The organism is Pseudoclavibacter sp. AY1H1 (genome assembly GCF_002931055.1).
Classification (GTDB): domain Bacteria; phylum Actinomycetota; class Actinomycetes; order Actinomycetales; family Microbacteriaceae; genus Pseudoclavibacter.
The window spans coordinates 132108-147955 of sequence record NZ_PSXX01000001.1 but is presented as its reverse complement, the minus strand read 5'-3'; the positions used below and the strand labels follow the sequence as shown (position 1 = coordinate 147955).

Annotated in this window: 12 protein-coding genes and 1 tRNA gene; 4 read left to right on the top strand and 9 right to left on the bottom strand. The window is 66.2% G+C overall.

Annotated features, from left to right (window positions below; genetic code table 11):
• Window positions 1-58: 58 nt before the first annotated feature.
• From C5E05_RS00660 to C5E05_RS19705, 4 genes are all read right to left on the bottom strand, one after another.
• Window positions 59-322: a hypothetical protein gene (locus C5E05_RS00660; RefSeq protein ID WP_104241574.1), complete on the bottom strand. Its 264-nt coding sequence runs from the start codon at window positions 320-322 to the stop codon at window positions 59-61.
• Window positions 323-783: 461 nt separating this feature from the next.
• Window positions 784-1380: a hypothetical protein gene (locus C5E05_RS00655; RefSeq protein WP_104340827.1), complete on the bottom strand. Its 597-nt coding sequence runs from the start codon at window positions 1378-1380 to the stop codon at window positions 784-786.
• Window positions 1381-1382: 2 nt separating this feature from the next.
• Window positions 1383-1622 (bottom strand): hypothetical protein, encoded by a 240-nt coding sequence (locus C5E05_RS00650; RefSeq protein ID WP_181059256.1) that lies wholly within the window; start codon window positions 1620-1622, stop codon window positions 1383-1385.
• 193 nt (window positions 1623-1815) lie between these two features.
• Window positions 1816-2034, bottom strand: a complete 219-nt coding sequence (locus C5E05_RS19705; RefSeq protein ID WP_146080981.1) for a hypothetical protein — start codon at window positions 2032-2034, stop codon at window positions 1816-1818.
• Between the two features lie 683 nt (window positions 2035-2717).
• Between C5E05_RS19705 and C5E05_RS19700 the strand changes: the two genes are divergently transcribed.
• The 3 genes from C5E05_RS19700 to C5E05_RS20660 all read left to right on the top strand — a co-directional run bounded on the left by C5E05_RS19700 (window position 2718) and on the right by C5E05_RS20660 (window position 5848).
• On the top strand, window positions 2718-3041 hold the full coding sequence (locus C5E05_RS19700) for a hypothetical protein (protein WP_146080980.1): 324 nt from the start codon (window positions 2718-2720) through the stop codon (window positions 3039-3041).
• A gap of 245 nt (window positions 3042-3286) precedes the next feature.
• A complete protein-coding gene (locus C5E05_RS00640) occupies window positions 3287-4492 on the top strand; it encodes a hypothetical protein (RefSeq protein ID WP_104340826.1) in 1206 nt (401 codons plus the stop codon).
• Window positions 4493-4675: 183 nt separating this feature from the next.
• Window positions 4676-5848, top strand: coding sequence for an IS1249 family transposase (locus C5E05_RS20660; protein ID WP_146081029.1), 1173 nt, complete (start codon window positions 4676-4678; stop codon window positions 5846-5848).
• Here C5E05_RS20660 and C5E05_RS00625 read toward each other — a convergent pair.
• From C5E05_RS00625 to C5E05_RS00615, 3 genes are all read right to left on the bottom strand, one after another.
• Window positions 5805-5881 (bottom strand) — tRNA-Met (locus C5E05_RS00625). The genes C5E05_RS20660 and C5E05_RS00625 overlap by 44 nt on opposite strands.
• 533 nt (window positions 5882-6414) lie before the next feature.
• Window positions 6415-9354 carry a UPF0182 family protein gene (locus C5E05_RS00620; protein WP_181057785.1) on the bottom strand — a complete coding sequence of 980 codons (2940 nt, stop codon included), beginning with the start codon at window positions 9352-9354 and terminating at the stop codon, window positions 6415-6417.
• Between the two features lie 158 nt (window positions 9355-9512).
• On the bottom strand, window positions 9513-10730 hold the full coding sequence (locus tag C5E05_RS00615; RefSeq protein WP_104298566.1) for a PDZ domain-containing protein: 1218 nt from the start codon (window positions 10728-10730) through the stop codon (window positions 9513-9515).
• 130 nt (window positions 10731-10860) lie between these two features.
• Between C5E05_RS00615 and C5E05_RS00610 the strand changes: the two genes are divergently transcribed.
• Window positions 10861-12228: a zinc-dependent metalloprotease gene (locus tag C5E05_RS00610; RefSeq protein ID WP_104241583.1), complete on the top strand. Its 1368-nt coding sequence runs from the start codon at window positions 10861-10863 to the stop codon at window positions 12226-12228.
• Between the two features lie 902 nt (window positions 12229-13130).
• Here the strand turns inward: C5E05_RS00610 and C5E05_RS00605 are convergent.
• A complete protein-coding gene (locus C5E05_RS00605) occupies window positions 13131-14903 on the bottom strand; it encodes an ATP-dependent helicase (protein WP_258063136.1) in 1773 nt (590 codons plus the stop codon).
• Window positions 14887-15825: an NAD(+) diphosphatase gene (nudC, locus tag C5E05_RS00600; protein ID WP_228496606.1), complete on the bottom strand. Its 939-nt coding sequence runs from the start codon at window positions 15823-15825 to the stop codon at window positions 14887-14889. The genes C5E05_RS00605 and nudC overlap by 17 nt, the downstream gene beginning before the upstream one ends.
• Between the last annotated feature and the right edge of the window lie 23 nt (window positions 15826-15848).

Genomic DNA, 15848 nt, shown 5'->3' with positions numbered 1-15848 from the left:
GCAGCGAGCGCAGCAGCTCCTGGTCTTCGATGCCCTTGGGTATGCCCAGAGCGCTGCCCTAGTGAGCGCCGATGACCATGACGGCATGTCCGTGGAAGAAGCGTGACGCCGACTTCGGGTCGCGGTTCGCTGCACCGAGCAGGAACTCTGCTACTTTCGCCCGGCCCAATGGCTTGTTGAGGTCGACGTCGCTCTTGACTTCGAGATACCCCGTCTCTGCTTCATCGCCGAGCATCAAGATGCGCTCGAGGATCGCCATCCTCACGTCGCGGTGCAGGGGGTTCATGCTCGCGTTGAGCTCAGGAGGACCAGGCGCAGTCATGTGCTGATTCTGACAGCGAGACGAGCCCGACCGCGGCGCGCTGCAACGCAGAATCCTGCGGCGGCGGGGTGATGCTCTGAGAGAGTTGCTCTGCCGAACATCCGAGAGAAAAGAGCCCTCCCGGGCAGCAACGTGATCTGCGCCGAGAAGGCTTCGTCCACGATCGAGATGAACTACAAGTCGAGTCGCTCCGTCGGTACATCGTCCGGGTGCGCGAGCCGCTGTGTTGGTAGCTCACTCCAGTCCCCCGCGCCGCTCGGTGCAGCGAACGGGAGGCGTTCTGTCGCCTCGTCGAAGGGCAGCCGTTTTGTTGCTGCGTATGGTTCGCTGCAATCGGCAGATACGCCGCCGGCGAGCACCTTGTGACGAGAACATGCGAGAAAACCAGCCGTCCCGGCGCAGCAGAGATACTGCGCCGGGAGGGCTTTCCTGGGTATGTGTGCTCGGGGCACGGGGCGAAGCTAGCTCGCGGAGATGAAGGGCTTACCCCAGCAATCGACCAGCACCGCGACGGTACCAGCGGTGATCATGCCGGCGGCTGCAGCGGCTGCAGCGGCAGCAGGTCCGGCCGCGATCATGCCTCCCACAGCACCTGAGATGATGCCGGTCGTCATGGCCTTGCTGACGCACTGATCCCAGCTGCCTTCCCAACCCTCGACAGCGCGCTGATTGTCGGTGCGGCTACTGCTGCTTTCGGCGGATGACGCAGAAGGTTCTGGCGTGATGACGCGAACTTGGTTGTCCGACACGCGCTCAATCGTCAGGGCGTACGTACCGGCATCCGTGGTGACTTCGTTGGCAAGCGCTTGCAAGCCGCTGCCTGTCTGGAGCGTGAAGACGCCGTTCGACTCCGTGATGGAGCCGTCTGGGACGGTGATGAGCGCTGACGTCGACGACTCGTTCACGATCTCGAATCCATCCCCCTGGATGGTGTTCGTCGACTGGACCTGGGCTTGCTGCGTCGTTTGCGGACTTGCTGATGCGGCTGTCGCTCCGAAGATGGACACCGATGCGATGGCAAGACTTGCGAGGGCAGTCTTTGTGGTGGTCTTCAGCACGTCTATACCTCTTCTGTTTCCTCGATCACGTCCCTGGGCCGCAGTCGTTGCGTGACATATCGCACCAGTATTGCCAGCGGCAAAATAATGAAGACTGAGACCAGGACATTAAATGGTGGATCAAGCCGGTCGAAGATGAAGATAACGCTGACGATAAAGACAATCGCCACCAGGAGATAAGGCAACCAGCGCCGAATCATAGGCGTGCTCCAATCGTTGCGCCGTGCACCATTGCGGGGCACCTGGCTTCCGTGGCTGGTCTTCTCGACGTTATCGAGGATGGAACGGCGAGGTCAAATTCGCTCTCACGCGCCACTCGGGTTCTTTCTGAGCCTGACGCGGCCTGCGATCGCCATGTTGATGAACAGGAGAAGCCCCGACGCGGTGGACTTCTCTATCACACGTCGAGGTCGGGGCAAGCTTCCGCGAGTTGAGTCAGCGCACCTCACGTGCGTGGGATCGGAACCGAAGGCTGACGAGGTTGGCGCTGCCGTCAGCGTTGCTGGCCTCGACAGTGGCCGTCACGCCCGGCAGCAATCTGTAGTTGCAGTTCGGCTGCAGCTTGCCACGACCGAGACCACGGAGGAGCCGGCGCGAGCTCGCTACGACGGCGTATTCCTCGAGCAGCGATCCGCCCTCGCGAATCGCAGCCATGACAGCCCCGACAGCGGGGTATCCCCGACGCCACAGCTGAGGCGTCTTTGCGATGCGAGCAGCGCGGAGCCATTCTCGTCGAGATCCCGCGCTGATGAAGAGCTGAGTCTCATCGCTGTGGTGCGTGCGCGGCACGCTGTGCACGCGGCCCAGGACTGCGAGCCCGATCTCGACCCGGACCGGGAGAGCCGCAGCCTCATGTGTCCCGGATGCCCCATTAGGTACAGTAGGCACAGCCAGCATCGACCCTCCGGCCGGTAGCTTCGTTCGATCAAAGACATCCGATGTACCCGTCATGGGCACCCCTCCTCGGTGTTGGTGTGCTTGCGCAGCGATCCTTTTGTCCGGCGCGCACAGCGACGCGCGCCGCCCCCGACAGGCGCTGACCATGTTCTCGTCCACGCCGAACACGTTCTGATGTCGATACCGGACCGACGCGTGTCGTTTCAGCGTGTTGAGACGAATCTGTCGCGACAGTTTGGAGAGCAAGGCTCCTCGGTTGGCGTTTCGCGATGCGCTGTTCTCTATCGGATCTTCGCGAAGACTGGTAGACACATTCCATGCGAAAGACTATTGCTATCTCCAGCGGTGCACTCCTTTTCGTCGTGCTCACTGCGTGCTCCGCGACGCCGACCGCGCCCCAACCCGCACCCACTTCCCCGGGTGACGCAGATAATGCAAGCTTGCTCTGGACAGCACCGGAAAAACTCGAAGCAATGGGAGCAGCTGAGGCAGCGGGCACGTTGGCCCAGGACGCAGCCGGTTGCTGGGGTCTGGACATTCCTGACTCCCCCGCGGGATTCTACGTGGCACAGTTTCCCTACGGAACGACGCTGAACTCTGCGGGCGATGGCATTGTCCTCTCCGACGGTCGTGACTTCTTGACTGGAGAGTTCATCAATGGCGGGGGTGGCTATCGTTCGGACCTTATCCCAGGGGATGTCCCCGGATTCCCGGAGAATTGCAGCCCAGAAGAAGTTGTCTTCATCGGTCAGATTGACGACTGATCTCAACTTTGCTCTTGTGGGCCCGCTTTCACGCCGATATCTTCCTGAGTATCAGCCGCACGTGCGGCTGATACTCGATTTGTTGACCGGGGGTTGACATTGGCTATTCATCGAAAACATGGGTATCAAAGAGCATCTTGGCGGCCACGGGGGTAGCGACGTTGCTATTCGCAGGGCTGCCATCGTTGCCAGCAAGCCCCGCGCCATCAGAAGCAGCGGATGAGAAGAACGTCGACATTGAGCCGATGGACACGACGAATCTCAAACTCGTTGAGGGCCTGGACACGCAGGGGGAATGCCTTTTCCGTTCGGGAGTTTATCCGGCAGGCGGCATCGGCTACAAGGACAGCTCGCTCCCCTACGACGAGTACGAGGCGAAGGACGCCGCGTTCCTGACGTTGCGTGCGCAAACTCTCCGTGCGCATCCAGATGACTTCATGGATCTGTACACGGAGCCTAACGGCGAGGGGCGCTTCGCTGGTGTTGTTGTTGCGACAGAGCGCTGGGCCGAGTCTCCGGATAACACACTCGCCGTGCTTGCCAAGGGTGATCCCAAGATCCAGGAAACCCTCGACACATTGAGCGCCGAAGGTGTTCCTGTTCGTGTGGAGGCCAAGGCTGCGCCCAGCATGAACCAAGTCTGCACGATCCAAGATTCGTTCACCGACGTCCGTTCTGTGAGCGGCGAAACGGTCAACGTGGCCCTCATACCCGATCCCCTTGCCGGGCAGCTGCAGATCCTGGCGGGCGAAGACGACGCCGAGATCATCGGCCGCCACGCATCGCAGTTTGGGAAACTCGTCCGCATCGATATCGAGGGCCTCGGCGTCGAAGGAGCCGGTCGGTACAACGACTACCCCTCGTTCAATGGAGGCAACCGAACCAGCGGCTGCTCGAACGCGTTCCGGATCAACCAAACGGGATCTGTGACAGCAGACCACTGCCCACACGGCACGTATACGCACAACGGCTATTACATGGGAACGACGACGAGTTCACTTGTGTCGGCAAAGATCGACGCGATGGTGATCAAGGACAGCTCGTACTCGCAGCGCGTCTGGGTCGGCGGTACAAACACCAGCAACTCACTTCCCGCTTACGGCGTTTATCCCGCCAGTTCGCTCTCCACTGGTGCTCAGGTGCTTGTTTCTGGCCAGAAATCTGGCCAGGGCACCATCTCCTACCAGGGCATCCCATCAGCAGGCTGCTTGTACTACGACTCGGAGTGGTACTGCCAGATCCAGCGCTTCTGGGCGCAGCCCGCGAACTTCATCAAGGGGGATAGCGGAGGACCTGTGGCCGCCTACGACCCCGCGAATGGTCGGCTCATACCTCTCGGCATCGTCGCTGCCGTTCCGGAAGGCCCTGACCTCATGAAAGTCGCGCACAGTGCGTACGTGACGAAGCTCGAATCTGCGACGTTCTTGTGGGGTGGCGCGAGCATCGGCTAGGACCTGACATTTCTGCACTTCGCACACGAAAAGAACCCCTCCCGAGACGCCGCGGCATGCTGTGACTCGGGAGGGGTTCTTGGTGGATATCTGAGCGGGGACAAGAAAAGAAGAAGCCCCGACATGCGGGTTATAGGACAGAACGTGTGTATGGGATCTTGATCTAGGCCCGCCGTTGCAGGCGTGTCGAGGGGTGGTCTTAGTCCGAGACCCTTAGTCGTGGGAAACGACGCCAACTCGACGACTTGTTTGGTATGCGGGCAACGGCTCGTGAAGAACGGGAAGACTCCCGCGGGGACGCAGCGGTGGCGGTGCTTGAACTGCGGGTCGTCATCGGTCAGGAAGCGCGCTGACCTCGCTCGCCGCAACGAGCTTCGGGAGTTCCTGCAGTGGCTGCTCGGGAAGCACTCCCAAAACGAGCTCGGCGGGCCGAGCGCCGCCCGGCAACTGCGACGCCGGACCGCGTGGTGCTGGGAGATCGAGCCAACACTCGGCCCGGTCGAGACGACGCATCCGGTGGTGCTCGTTGATGGAATTTATGTCGGTTCGTGGTGTCTGCTGATCGCGGTCACCGAGGACTTGCAGGTGCTGGCATGGCAGTGGTGCGCCCGCGAGTCGGCGGCCGCTTGGACGGCGCTCTTGACGCGGATCCCCGCTCCTCTGGTGGTGGTCTGCGACGGCGGGGCCGGGTTCGCGTCGGCGGTTCGCGTCGGCTGGCCGGACACGAAGATCCAGCGCTGCATCTTTCACGTGCAGATGAATGTCCGTCGTCACCTCACGCTGCGCCCGAGAACCCATGCCGGCCGCGACTTGCTGAAGCTCTCCAGAGCGCTCTCCTGGGTCGTCGACGCGGACACCGCCGTCGCTTGGCAGCTGGGTTTGCAGGCCTGGTGGCAGCAGCACGGGCAACTCACGAAGCAACGCTCCACCGACGGGTGGAGCAAATGGTGGACCCACGACCGACTCCGCAAAGCGTGGCTGCTGCTGAGCCGCCTCTCCGGCAACGGGCATCTGTTCACGTTCGTGTCCCACGGGAACGTGCGCACCACGAGCCCGCTCGAGGGCGGCATCAACAACGGCATCCGCACCACGTTGCGCAACCACCGCGGGATGAGCGAGGCCCACATGAAACGCGCCGCGGAATGGTTCCTCTACACGCGCGAGCTCATCCACACGTTTTGTCCTATAAGCCTCAGTGGACGCCTCTTCGCGCGGTGGCGGGGAATGCGAAAGGCCCGCTTCCTCGAAAGGAAGCGGGCCTTGTGCCGCAGTTACATTTTGCTCTTTCGAGCAATCCCAACTTGTGCGGATCTGGTTGCGGGGGCAGGATTTGAACCTACGACCTCCGGGTTATGAGCCCGGCGAGCTACCGAACTGCTCCACCCCGCGGCACAAGAGAAAACATTACCAGCGGTCCTAGCGTCGTGCAACTCAGGCCCCCACTTCCCCGGAAAACCCGGCGTGTCGGAGGCATGAGGCACCTGCCGCAGGCTCCTCCGCGGGCCCGCATCAGGGCCAAATCTCCTCGATTTCGCGCGAATTCCCGCTGCGGAGTCCGCCATGAGACGCATCCCGGGCGCGTCGCGCCTCGAGCGAGGACCACGCGCTCGCGACGCAGCCCAACCCCGCATCCCAACCCGCCGCCGCCGCCCCGCGTCGTCTGCCCCACCACCGGGCAGAGAGTTGTGGCCTGAGGTCGTCAGGGGACTCCTGAACAGCTCTTGCCCACAACTTCAGCCTCGGGACGCCGGGGAGCGCGGGCACGCAGGCACGCAGGCACGCGGGCACGCGGGCACGTGAGCACGCGGGAGCACCAGCACGCGGGAGCGGGAGCGTGCGCAGGCGCGGACGTCCGGGCACGCAGACGCCAACGGGCGCCACCCTCGAGAGGGTGACGCCCGTCGGCGCGTGCAGCTCGGCGCCTACGTGGTCGGCGTCGGCTCCGGGGAATCGCTCGGCGTCACCGACGTGCCGGACACCTGGCTGTCCGCATCACGGGCACGGTTCAGCGCCTCGGTGAGCCGCTGGTCGGCCTCGGCGGCCGCAACGAGGTCGTTGTTCGCGTACGCGGCCGTCCGATCCTCGAGGGCCTTCTCAGCGTCCGCCAGCGCGGTCGAGAGCTGCTCCTGAGGAGTTCCCGTGCCGCCGCCCGAGGGCGGAGTCGTCGCGGTCGGTGCAGGCGTCGCGGTCGTGTCGTCAGGGACCGAGTCGACGGGCAGGTCGTCGGTAACCTCGACGCCGCCGTCACCGGCATCAGCACCGGCGTCGCCGCCGAAGAGCTCATCGAGCGCCTCGTCGAGCGTCGGCTGGAACGCGATCTTGTCGCCGAACGCGACGAGCACGCGCCTCAGCAGCGGGTAGCTGGTCTCACCGGTCGACTCGACGTAGACAGGCTGCACGTACAGGAACCCTTCGCCGACCGGCACCGTGAGGAGGTTTCCTCGCAGCACCTGCGTCTGACCGCCTCGCTCAAGCAGGTTCAGCTGGTTGGCGACCGTCTCGTTCGAGTTGAAGATGTTCTGCACCTGGCCAGGGCCATTGACGTTGTCGTTCTCGACTCGCAGCAGAGTTATCTTCCCGTACGTATCCGCGACGGTTCCGTCCGTGGATCCCGCGTTGGAGTTGGCGGCGAGATACCCCCTCAGCACGTTCCTCGACTGCGCGTTCGCGTTTGTCAACGGGATGTAGGTGGAGTAGATCGAGAACGCCGACTCCTGACCCGGGAGCTGCATCGTCAGGTAGTACGGAGGCTGTGACGCTTCTCCCCCGGTGGGGTTCTGCGGCAGCTGCCAGGCGTTCGTCTGGTTGTAGAACGTGCTCGCGTCGGTCACGTGGTACCTGGCGAACATCTCGCGCTGCACCTTGAACATGTCCGTGGGGTACCGGATGTGGCTGAGCAGCTCACCCGACATCTCCGACACGTTCTTGAGCGTCGACGGGAAGACCTTCTGCCACGTCTGCAGGATCGGGTCGGTCTCGTCGAACGCGTAGAGCGTGACGCTTCCGTCGTACGCGTCCACGGTCGCTTTCACCGAGTTGCGCATGTAGTTGATGACCTCTGGCGGCAGCGACGACGCTGGGGTGTCCGCGTCCTCGAGCAGGTTCTGCAGGCCGGCGAGCTCGGAGTATGGGTACTTGTTGCTCGTCGTGTAGCCGTCCACGATCCAGGTGAGGCGTCCGTCCACGACCGAGGGGTACGGATCGGAGTCGATCGTCAGGTACGGGGCAGCGGCCTGCACGCGCTCGGCAGGGTCGCGGTCGTAGAGGATCTGCGACTCGTCGTTGACGTACTCGGAGAGCAGGATCTGCTCGGACTGGAACTTGATCGCGTACACGAGGCGGTTGAAGAAGTTCCCGAGGTCGGGGCCGCCCTCACCGGTGAACGTGTTGTACGTCTGCGTTGCGCCGTCGGCGCCGGAGACGTGGTCGAACTCGGCGGGCTGGGAGCCTTCCGGGGCGCCGACGATGGAGTACTCGGGCGAGGACTGCCCGAAGTACACGCGCGGCTCGAAATCGCCGAGCGCGCCTTCGCTGGGCATGCCGCCCTCGATGAAGAGGGGCTGACCGTCGGGTCCACGCTGGTTGCCGTACGCCGTGACGAGGCCGTAGCCGTGCGTGTAGACGATGGTGTTGTTGACCCAGGACTGCGCGTCAGCGCCAAGACCGGCGATGTTGATGTCGCGGACGGAGCCGACGGCATCCTGAACCTGGCCGTCGATCTCGTAGCGGTCGACGTGGAGGCGGTCAGGGAACTGGTAGTACGCACGCTCCTGCTCGAACTGCGCGAAGGTCGGCGAGACGAGCGATGGGTCGAGGATGCGGATATTCGCCGTGGTGTCGGCGTCGTTCCGGAGCTGCCCCTGGCTGACCGTCGTCTCTGCGGCGTAGTTGATCTCCTCGATCTGATCGAGCCCATAGGCGCTTCGGGTCGCATCGATGTTGTTCTGGATATACGGGGTCTCGAGTGCCTGCTCGCTCGGTCCGACCTGGAACTGCTGGACGATCCACGGGTAGACCATGCCGACCACGAGGCCGACGATGACGAGCAGGGCCGTGCCGACGAGCGGCAGACGCCAGCGACCGATGGCCGCGGCGATGAAGAAGAGGACGGCCACGACGATCGCGGCTCCGGCCAGGATGCCCTGACCGGGGATGGTCGCGTTCGCCTCGGTGTAGAGCACACCCGTCCAGCGACCGGAGAGCGTGTTGAGCGCGGCGTATCGGTCGAGCCAGAAGCTGACCGCCTGCACGAGCATGTAGAGACCCGCGAGGATCGCGATGTGCGTGCGGGCGCTCTTGGAGATGACGACCTCGCGACCGGTCACGCGGATTCCGCCGTACAGGTACAGCGTTGCCGCGGTCAGGATCAGCGAGAGGAGCACGACGGCGCTCACGAACGCGACGACGCCTCGGAAGAACGGCAGCTGGAAGATGTAGAACGAGACGTCCAGGTTGAAGACCGGGTCGGTCTCGCCGAACGGAGTGGAGTTCATCCACATCAGCACGGTCTGCCAGGAGGCGATGAGCGCGACGCCGGCGAAGAGGCCGAAGATAGCGGGGACGAAGATCATCGCACCGCGACGGATCGGCTCGATGACCTGCTGGTAGCGGTCGAGCTGCTCGTTGAGCTTGGCGTAGACCGGACGCGCACGGTAGGCGATCTGCAGGTTCGCGTAGAGGGGAACGCCCATGCCGACGAGTCCGATGGCGAACATGATCGCCCCGGCACCCCACTCGGTGAGGAGGACCTCGAGGACGCCGAGCTGGTCGTACCAGAGCACGTCCGCGTATCGGCCAGCGAACCAGAAGAAGACGACGAGGAGCGCCACGACGATCAGCAGTGTGATCGTGAGCGGTCCCATCCGACGTCGGCTGGCGGGTTTCGGACTCTGGGGCTGTTGAGCTGCAGTGCTTGTCACGTCGTACCTGTCATTGCCTGGAGGGGCCGTTTGTTTTCCGAGAAAGGGGAACTAGAGGAGTTTATCTGGCAACTGCCTGGCAAAACTGAGACTGGCGTGGGTCATGAGCCGAGAACCGATTCGCAGGTGCGCAGCGCGCCGGTGTCTCCGCCGTCCCCGACCGTCTGGATGACCTGCTCCGCCTCGTTCAGCGAGGACACGGCGTAGACCGGGATGTCACCTGGGATGCCCCCGTCCAGGACGTCCTGGCAGTTGTCCGCCGGCGCGAGGAAGAGGTCGGCGCCGACCTCCACGGCGGCGTAGAGCTTCTGCGTGATGCCGCCGATGCTGCCGACCGTGCCATCGGGCGACATCGTGCCGGTGCCCGCGATGTGCAGGCCCTGTGTGAGGTCGCCGTCGACGAGCTTGTCGGACACGGCGAGCGCGAAGATGAGCCCCGCGCTCGGTCCGCCGACGTTGCCGAGTTCGATGTCGACATCGATCGGGAACTCGTGCTGGGTGGCGACCGTGACTCCGAGCAGCGGCCGCTCCTCCCCCTCGACGAGTCCCGGGCGTGGCGTGATCGAGAACGTCTTGCTCTCGCCGGCCCGATCCACGACGACGTCGACCGGTCCGAGACTGTCGAGGTCGCCCCCGGATGCCTCGGCCACGGCCGCTGGCAGGCCCTCCGTCGAGTCGACCGGGATCCCACTGACGGATTTCACGATGTCCCCGGGCTCGAGCATGCCCGCCGCAGCCCCGTCCTCCCCGACCGAGACGACCGCCAGCGCAGTTCCGACGTCGTACCCCTCGTTGATGAGCGCTGCGGCGATCGCATCGGCCTCAGAACCCTGCATGAGCGCGGCGTTCTGCGCATCGCGCTGCTCGCCGGTCTCCGCGTCGGCGTAGTACGCCTCGACGGGGAGGACGTCGTTGGATGGCGTGACAAGAGCGATGAAGACCTCGAACCAGTTGGGCAGGTTCTCCGGCCGGCCCCCGACGTTCACGGTCATGACGTCGAGCTGCCCGTCAGACGGCTCGAACGTGTCGGCCCCGCCGATCGTGATGACCTCGACCTGCGTCGTGTCCTCCTGCGAGGCCTGCACCGTGCCGAGCGCGTCGAAGACGGGGCCGGGAGAGCGCACGACGTACGGCGCCGGACTGAAGCCGAGGGCGACGAGCAGGAGCATCCCGATGGAGAGGAAGACGAGTCCGACGCGCGCCCGCCTCGAGCCCTCCTCGCTGCGGCGGCGGTTCGCCTCGTGCGCCCTGGCAAACGCCTCTGACTGCTCGCGAACTCGGGCATCCCCCTCTGAGGAGGGTTCGGAGAAGAAGGTCACTGCGCTCGTTTCGATGTCCTGCGGCTATTGTTCGCCCGTGGCGCAAGGCACTCGGCGCATACGCAGTCACGGCGACCCTTCCTTGGAGGGGCCACGAGCTAGCGTAGATCCAAGCGCTGGGAGGTGCGGAATGAGTGATGCACAGGGACCGATTCCCGACGACGGATCCGAAGACGAGCTGCGCAAGCTGCTCCGCGAGCTGCTGAGCGGGCAGGGAGGCTTCGACCCCGCCAAGCTGGCGGGAGTCGCTGGGCTCCCGAACGACCCTGCCGCGGTGCAGGCGCTGCTGGCGCAGCTGCAGGCGGCCGTCGCGAACCCGGGCAACGGACTGGACTGGCAGGTCGCACGCGACCAGGCCCGTCGGGTCGCGCAGCCCAAGAACCGCGAGATCAGCTCCGAGGAGGCCGCCCGATTCGACCAGGCCTTCCGCGTCGCGCAGCTGTGGCTCAGCGAGGCGACCCAGCTCGGGGAGCTCAGCGAGTCGCCAGCGACGCTCACCCGACTCGAGTGGATCACCGGCTCCATCCAGTTCTGGACCTCGCTCTCCGAACCCGTCGCGACGAGCATCGCCGACGCCCTCATGAACGTGCTCACCGAGCAGACCCCGCCGGAGATGGCGCAGCTGCTCGGCCAGTCGTCCTCGATGATGCGCGGCATCGGCGGCGCGATGTTCGCCGTGCAGCTCGGCCAGGTCGTCGGCAACCTCGCTGAGGAGGTCGTCGCCGGAGGCGACATCGGCGTGCCGGTGCTCGACCACAGCCGTCCCTCGCTCCTGCCGCAGAACATCGACGACTTCGCCGAGGGTCTCGACGTCGACCGCGAGCAGATCGAGCTCTACCTCGCCGTCCGCGAGACAGCCCACGCGAGGCTCTTCCAGCACGCCAAGTGGCTGCGCCTGCACCTCATCTCCTCGATCACGGAGTTCGCGAGAGGGGTGAGCATCGACGTCTCCCGTATGGAGGAGCTCGCGCAGACGCTCGACCCGAGCGACCCGGACGGGATCAGGGCTGCGCTCTCCGAGGGCGCCTTCATCCCGCCCCGCACGGAGCAGCAGGAGGCGGCACTCGCCCGCCTCGAGACCATGCTCGCCCTCATCGAGGGCTGGGTCGACGTCGTCACGGAAGACGCGACAGCGCGGCTGCCGAAGTCGGTCGCACTCGCGGAGACCGTGCGGCGCCGTCGCGCCGTCGGCGGCCCCGCCGAGCGCGCCTTCGCCTCGCTCGTCGGGCTCGAGCTCCGTCCACGCCGCCTCCGCGAGGCTGCCGCCATGTGGCGCGCAGTCTCGGAAGCGCACGGAGCGGCCGCCCGTGACGAGCTCTGGGCCCACTTCGACGCTCTCCCGACGAGCGAGGACATCGACCACCCCGAGGCACTCGTCACGAGGCTCGGATTCGGCGAGCTCCCCGCCGACGAGTACGACGAGGCGCTGACGAAGTTCCTCGACGACCCCTCGGCGTTCGGCGACGCACCGGAGGGTGGCGACACGCCAACGAGCTGATCTCGCGCCTCCGGCAGACCGCAGCCACCGGTCATGGCTGCGGTCCCGGTCCTGGCTCGGGCTCGGCCTCGTCCGACGTGGGCTGTGGAGAACTCCTGCGGGGCTTCGAGCGTTCCAGCAGGATCTCTGCATGGAACTGCGATTGCCACCTGGCGTGCCCCTCGTGTGGCGCTCCCCCACCGAGCTGCAACTGGGCGGCGTGAACGCTCGTGCGGTCATCCGCGAGCCGAGCGCGGCCACCGAGCGGCTCATCGAGTCGCTGCGGAGCGGCGGCACGCTCGCGCAGTTCCACGAGCGGGGCGCACGACTCGGACTGAACGGCGACGAGATCGAGGCGTTGCTCGGGCGCGTGCGGGCGCTCCTCGAACCGGTACCCATCTCGCCGCGCCGGAGGTCCGGGGCAGCCGCACCTCGCGGCAAGGCGCGACCACCCGTCATCCTCGTGCGCGGCACGATCGCCGGCGACGACCTCGCCGGGCACGTCGCGGCGCTCGGCTGCACGGTGCGAAGCGCGCGCGGCGACTACCAGCCCCCGAGACCCGCAGAGATCGGCCTCGTCGTCGACTGCGGAGACTACGTCCTCCCGCCTCGGCGGTACACGCCGCTCATGGCCTGGGATGTGCCGCACCTCGCCGTCGTCGCGGGCGACCTCGACGCGAGCATCGGTCCATTCGTCGTGCCCGGCCGCACCCCCTGCCAACGTTGCGAGGACCTGAACCGACTGGACGCCGATCGCGCCTGGGCTGCCATCGCCACCCAGCTCGCGCTCACGACGCGCGCCCAGCTCCCGCGCCTCACGAGGGAGGTCGTTCGCAGCCTGGTCGTCGACGCGGTGTCGTCGTGGCTTCGCGACGGAACCGCCTCGCGCTATTGCAGTCCGGAGGTCCTGACGATCGACTCGCTCACCGGCGAGGTCCGCCGAACGCCCCGTTCGTTCCACGACGAATGCGGGTGCCGAGCTCTGCCAGGAAGCGAGAAGCCGGCCGCTCCGCGTCGCGCCGACCGCCGTACTGCGCGTGCGTCAGACGCAGACGCTTCCGCGCGCGCGTGACGGCGACGTACAGGAGCCTGCGCTCCTCGTCGAGCTCATCCTGCGTCTCCGCGTACCAGATCGGCAGCAGCCCCTCGCTGACGCCGACGATGGTCACACTGTCCCATTCGAGGCCCTTCGCGGCGTGGATGCTCGAGAGGGTCACCGCTCGCAGCTCCGGCTCGTACTGCATCTTCGCGCGCTGCTGCAGCTCCGCCGAGAACTCGGCGAGCTTCGTGCCGTGCGGCTGGGCGTCGGCGAGGCGGAGCAGCGCATCCCAGGAGTTCCAGCGGTCGCGCAGGGCGCCGGAATCGGCGGGAGGCTCGTGGGTCCAGCCAAGATCGCGGAGCACGTCGCTCACTGCCTGGAACAACGGCCCCGTGGTCTCCTGCATGACGGCGGCACGTAGGGCGCTGAGAGCCTGGCGCACCTCGGGCTGGTCGAAGAAGCGCCGCTGGCCGATGGCCGAGTAGGCGATGCCCGAGTCCTGGAGAGCACGCTCGATGGCGGCGGCCTGCACGTTCGTCCGGTACAGCACGGCGATGCTCTCGATGGGGATGCCGCCTCGCAGATCCTCGCCGATCCGGTGGACGACACCGCGAGCCTCGTCGTCGTCGTCGTGGAACTGCAGCACCTCGGGCAGGGGCTCGCGCCTGGGCGTCTCGGCCGCCGGCTCGAGCGTGAGCGCGTACGGCACATGCCTGGCGACCTCGTTCGCGACGCCGATGATGGCGGACGAGGAGCGGTAGTTGTCCTCGAGGCGCACGACCCTCGCATCCGGATACCGCTCAGGGAACCCCGTCAGGAAGGAACTCGAGGCGCCGGCGAACGAGTAGATCGTCTGGGCCGCGTCGCCGACGACGCACAGCTCACGACGCGCACCCAGCCACAGCTGCAGCAGCCGCTGCTGCAGCGGCGAGACGTCCTGGTACTCGTCCACGACGAAGAACCGGTACTGCTCGCGCACACGCTGCGTGACCCACGGTTCGAGCTCGAGCATGCCGACGGTGGCCAGCAGCACATCCTCGAAGTCCATCTGCCGACGCTCGTCCTTGATGTCCTCGTAGGCCTGCAGCAGGCCGAGAGCCGCGTCGTCGCTGACCCCCTTCGGCAGCGATCGCGACGACCGCAGCTGGATGGCGTACTCCTCGAGGGACAGCTCACGCACCTTGCGCCACTCGATCTCGGTCGCCATGTCGCGCACGCCGGCAGGATCGAGCCGCAGACCGATGCGCTCCGCGGACTCGGCGATGAGCCTGCCCTTGCCCTTGACGATGGCCGGGGCGGGGCCGCCGACCGTGTGCGGCCAGAAGAAGCCGAGCTGGCTGAGCGCCGCCGCATGGAAGGTGCGTGCCGCGACGCCGGACGCTCCCAGATCTCGGAGTCGCCCACGCAGCTCCCCCGCCGCCTTCGCCGTGAAGGTCAGGGCGAGCACCCGCGAGGGGTCGTACACCCCGGCGCGGATGCCGTACGCGATGCGGTGCGTGATCGTCCGCGTCTTGCCCGTCCCGGCCCCTGCCAGGATGCAGACGGGGCCGACAAGAGCGAGCGCCGCCTCCCGCTGGGCATCGTTGAGCGACGCCAGCAGGCTCACATCCGCCGTCGACGACTGCGCGAGGCTGTCCGCGTCAGTCGAGGTGACCACTGAGCCAGGCGTCGATGATCGCGCGAGCGATGGAGGTGGGACCGGGCAGGCGATCTTCGATGGCCCTGACCTCGTCCCGGGTGAACCACCCCAGCTCGACGATCTCGTCGTTGTCGGGCTCGACGGTGGCCGGATCCTGGTCCGGGTGGAGCTTCGCCGTGAAGCCGACCATGATGCTCGCGGGGAACGGCCAGGGCTGCGAGCCCAAGTACCTCGGCTCGACGACGTGCGCCCGCGCCTCCTCGTAGATCTCCCGCGCGACCGCGGCCTCGAACGACTCCCCCGGTTCGACGAAGCCCGCCAGGAGGGAGAAGCGGCGTGGGTTCCACCTGACGTTCGCGCCGAGCAGGATCCGATCCTCACGATCGAGCACCGCGGCGATGATGGCGGCATCCGTGCGGGGGAAGCTCACGTGCTTCTCACCCTCGGCCTGCCTGACCCAGCCGGCGAGCCCGGCGCTCGTGGCCGAGCCCGTGCGTGGCGAGAAGGCGTGCGAGTCGTGCCAGTTCGTGATGGCGAGAGCCTCGGTGAACAGTCCGCAGTGCACCGCCCCGAGATGAGCGGCGGTCTCCATGAGCCCGGCCCACAGTCGGGCATCCGGTTCGATCGCCGCCGCGAGTGCGTCGTCGACGCTGACCGAGACGACCGAGGTGCCGCGCGGCAGGTCTTCGTCGTCGGCGAGCGTCCTGCCCAGGTACACGGCGTCGGCGACAACCGGCGCGAGGAGCGTCGCGCGCTCGCTGGTCGCGGACAGCAGCTCGAGCTTGGGGCCGTCACCCGCCGACCGCATGAGCGCCTTGCCGCCGTTCAGGACGAGCACACGGGTGGCGCCGTCGGCGAAGAGCGACTGCACGAGACCGGGTTCGCTGCGGCGCTCGTGGTCGCGATCGGTCTGCTGCTGGGCAAGAGGGAGACGAGACATGAAGTGATTCATAGGCGGATTCA